The organism is Kineococcus gurbantunggutensis (genome assembly GCF_050871925.1).
In the GTDB taxonomy this organism is placed as follows: Bacteria; Actinomycetota; Actinomycetes; order Actinomycetales; family Kineococcaceae; genus Kineococcus.
Genome location: NZ_JBJLSG010000265.1, coordinates 1 through 3991, shown reverse-complemented (window position 1 = coordinate 3991; position 3991 = coordinate 1). Strand labels below are relative to the sequence as shown.

General features: G+C 77.5%; 2 protein-coding genes and 1 pseudogene. 1 reads left to right on the top strand and 2 read right to left on the bottom strand.

Features of this window, described 5'->3' with window-relative positions; genetic code table 11:
• Positions 1-28: 28 nt before the first annotated feature.
• Positions 29-1951 (bottom strand): CheR family methyltransferase, encoded by a 1923-nt coding sequence (locus ACRYR7_RS24700; RefSeq protein WP_432574985.1) that lies wholly within the window; start codon positions 1949-1951, stop codon positions 29-31.
• The gene (locus ACRYR7_RS24695) at positions 1948-2958 is read right to left on the bottom strand and encodes a chemotaxis protein CheB (protein WP_432574983.1); all 1011 of its coding nucleotides are present in this window, start codon (positions 2956-2958) and stop codon (positions 1948-1950) included. The genes ACRYR7_RS24700 and ACRYR7_RS24695 overlap by 4 nt, the downstream gene beginning before the upstream one ends.
• A 155-nt stretch (positions 2959-3113) precedes the next feature.
• Here ACRYR7_RS24695 and ACRYR7_RS24690 point away from each other — a divergent pair.
• Positions 3114-3991, top strand: a pseudogene (locus ACRYR7_RS24690) (hypothetical protein); the annotation flags it as partial.

The window sequence follows — 3991 nt, the reverse complement described above, 5'->3', positions numbered from 1 at the left end:
GCCGCCCGGCGGCGGGACCCGGCCTCGCTCAGCCCCGGGCGGGGCGCTGCTCCATGACGACGAGCGCGCCGGACAGCTCGCCCTGCGCGCCCTGCAGCGGCAGCACCGAGACCTGCACCGCCAGCGGCTTGCCGCGCCGGTTCACCGCGTCCAGCTGCAGCACCGAGCCCTCCTCGCCGGCGAGCACGGCCCGCACGACCGGGCCGACCTCGTGCAGGGGCAGGCCGATGTCCAGGCCCAGCAGGTGCTCACCGAGGGCCTCGTCGCCGCGCACGCCCCACACCTCGGTGGCCCAGGCGTTCCACACGGTCACCCGCATCGCCGGGTCGACGACGGCCACCCCCACGCGCAGGCTCGCGAAGACGCCCTCCATGTAGCTGTTCAGGGCGCTGACCTCGTCGGTGCGCAGGCGCAGCTCGTGGTTGGAGTGCTGCAGCTCGTCGTTCATCGACTGCAGCTCCTCGTTCATCGTCTCGAGCTCCTCGTTCGTGGAGTGCAGCTCCTCGTTGGTGGTCTCCAGCTCCTCGACGGTGGACTGCAGCTCCTCGTTGGTGGTCTCCAGCTCCTCGTTGGTGGACTGCAGCTCCTCGTAGGCGGTCTCGAGCTGGCGGTGGGCGTCCTCCAGCTCGTCCTGCAGCTGCCGCGAGCGCGTCACGTCGATGAAGACCACCGCCGTGCCCAGCGCGTGGCCCTGCGCGGCGCGCAGCGGCACCACCTGCACGTCGAACCAGCGCGTCTCGCTGCGCGAGCGCGTCCAGGCCACGTCGCGGATCCACACGGTGCGCTGCTGGGCGTTGGCCTGGTCCACGGCCGAGCGCAGCTCCACCGGCCGGTAGGAGACCTCCAGGTCCTGGAAGGGCCGGCCGGCGTCGGCGGCGCTCAGGCCGAACAGGGCGTCGGCGCGCTGGTTGGACAGCACCACGGCCCCGGCCCGGTCCAGCACGATCTGCGCCACCGGGCTGGCCGCCAGCGCCTCGTCCCGCAGCACCCCCGCGCCCGGGTCGACGGACGGCGGCAGCGCCGTCGGGGCGCTGGCGGCCGTGAGGCGCGAGACGGGGCGCGCGGCCCCCACCCGGCGGAAGATGCGGTTCTTCAGGTCCACCGGCGCGAACAGCGCGCTCTGGCTCAGCAGCATCTCCGCCTTGCCCAGGAACAGCAGGCCCTCGGGGTTGAGCGAGTAGTGCAGCCGCTCGGCGATGCGCGCCTGCGTCTCGGCCGTCAGGTACATCAGCGTGTTGCGGCAGGTCAGCAGGTCCACGTGCGAGATGGGCGCGTCCTGCACCAGGTCGGCGCGGCCGAAGATGACCGAGCGGCGCAGGTCCTGGCGGAAGGTGAAGCGGCTGCCGCTGGGCTCGAAGTACTTCTCCAGCAGCTCCGGCGGCAGGCTGCGCACCTCCCGCTCGGTGTAGGTGGCCGTGCGCGCGTGCGCCAGCGCCTCCTCGTCGGCGTCGGTGGCGTAGATCTTCACGCGCTCGCGGAACTGCTCCGGGCCCAGCAGCTCGGCCAGGCAGATCGCGGTCGTGTAGGCCTCCTGCCCCGAGGCGCACCCGGCGCTCCAGGCCCGGATCGGCCCGGTGGGCTTGCGCTGCAGCAGCTGCGGCAGCAGGTCGCCGCGCAGGCGCTCCCAGGCCTCGGCGTCGCGGAAGAAGGAGGTGACGTTGATGAGGATGGTGTTGAACAGCGCGGTGAACTCGTCGGCGTCGACCTCGAGGCGGTCGCGGTACTCCTCGTACGTGGCGATGCCGACGTCGGCCATCCGGCGGCGCACCCGCCGCTCCAGGCTGGGGCGCTTGTAGCCGGTGAAGTCGAAGCCGCGGGACTCCTTGAGCAGCTGCAGCAGCTCGTCGAGCCGCTCGGGCGCCCCGGCGTCGCCGGGCGCGGTCCCGTCCGCGAACGCCTCCGCGCCCGCCGGCCCGTCGCCGGGCACCTCGGCCGCCCCCTGCCCGCTCACGCGCCCACCCCGTCGCCCGTGCCGCCCACGCGCCCGGTGAGCAGCCGGCGGATCACGGCGGCGGCCTCCGTGGTCTCGTCGGCCCGCTCGCCGAACCGGCCGGCGCTGAGGGACCTGCCGGCCTCGGCGGCGCGGCGGGCCAGCTCCCGGTTCAGCGCGGCGCGCTCCTCCAGGCTGCGCAGGGCGACCCACAGGGCGCCGTCCATCTCCGCGCTCTGCTGCTCGTGCAGGCTCTCCGCGGTCCACGCGTGCCCCACGCGGCAGCGGAACCGCAGCAGGCCGTGGTCGTCGATGCGCCACAGCGCCCCCGAGCAGTCGGGGCACGTGTACCCGGACGGCTCGCCGGGGTGGTCGTCGGAGTCGATGACGTCCGTGTCGAAGCGGGCCACGGCGACCTCCTCGCCCATCTCGTCGTCGGCGGCCGGGCGTGCGGCGGGGACCTCCTCGCGCACCAGCCGGTCCAGCAGCGCCGGGATCGCCGCCACGGGCAGCACGTGCTCGGGGTCCGCCGCGCCGATCGCGTTGACCGGCATCCCGGTGTAGAGGGCGTCGGCGGGGTCCTGCACGACGCCGACGCCGCCGCGGCTGCGCACGGCGACCAGGCCGGCGGAGCCGTCGTCCAGCGTCCCGGAGAGCACCACGCCGACCACCCGGGGACCGGCCGCCCGGGCCGCGGAGCGGAACAGCACGTCCACGGCCGGGCGGTGCCCGTTCTCGCGGGGGCCGGCGGAGTGCACGACGTGGTCGCCGGCGAGCAGCAGGTGCCGGTCCGGGGTGGCCACCAGCACGGTGCCGCGCGGCAGCGGCTCGCCGGGCACCGCGGCGCGCGCCGGCAGGGGCCCGGCGCGGTCCAGGATCGAGGCCAGGGCGCCGGCGCCCGTGGGGGGCACGTGCAGCACCACCAGCACCGTCGCCGGCAGGTCCGCCGGCAGGCCCGCCACCAGGGTGCGCAGCGCCTCCACGCCGCCGGCGCTCGCGCCGACGACCACCACGTCCCTGGTCACCACGCGCTGAGCCTAGTGCCGCACCGGGCCACCGCCCCCCGCGGCGCCCCCGCGGTGCCTGCGCGCTGCGCGGCAGGGGCGCGGCGGGGGTGCTGTCGGGGCCCGTCCCTAGGGTGGCGCGCGGGCCGGCGGGCGGCCCGCGGTCGGGGGGAGGGCGCGTGCGGCGGCTGGTCGTGGACGTGTCGCTGGCGGTGCTGGCGGCGGTGGTGGGCGCCCTGCTGGGGCTGGAGCGCGCCGGGCTGTGGGACGCCCCGCCCGCGGTCGTGGGCGCGCTGATCGCCCTGACCGCCGTGCTGGCCGTGGCCACGACCGCCGCGCACGCGCTCGCGCGCTGGCGGGCCTCGCGCCGCGCCGCGCACCGCGACGTCCTCGACGACCTGCTGCACGCGGTGCTGTGGAGCGCCGTCGACGCCACCGGCCTGGACGCGCGCGACCTCGCGGTGGCCCTGTACCGGCTGCACCGCCCCGCCCTGCCCGGCCGGCCCGCGCGCCTGCTGCGCCTGCACCGGGTGCGCGCCGGGCGCCGCCCCGCCGCCTCCGGGACCGCGTGGGCCCCCGGCAAGGGCGTCGTGGGGCGCTGCGCGGCCGAGGGCGAGGTGGTGGCCGTGGACGTGGCGGCCCTGGACGCCGCCGCGGGGGAGGTGGACGCCGCCGGCTGGCAGCGCCTGCCCGCCGACGTGCGCCAGGGGCTGACGCTCGAGGAGCACCGCCGGCTGCGCGGCAAGTACGGCGCCGTCGTCGCCGTGCCCCTCGTCGACGACTCCGGGCCGGTCTCGGCGGTCGTGGGGTGCCTGGTCCTGGACGGCCCGGCCGGGTCCCTGCCGCGGCTGTCCGCGCCCGCCGTGCTGGGGGTGCTGGAGGCCACCGGCCGCGCGCTGCGCCGCCTGGAGGCGCCGTCGGCGGGGCCGGTGGCCCGCGCGGCGGCGGCCGGGGGTGCCGGCGAGGGGGCGCTGCGCGCCCAGCTGCAGCGCCTGGGGGTGGAGCCGGCGCGCGTGCGGGCGCTCACCGGTGGCGCGCCGCAGGCCCCGGGCGCGGT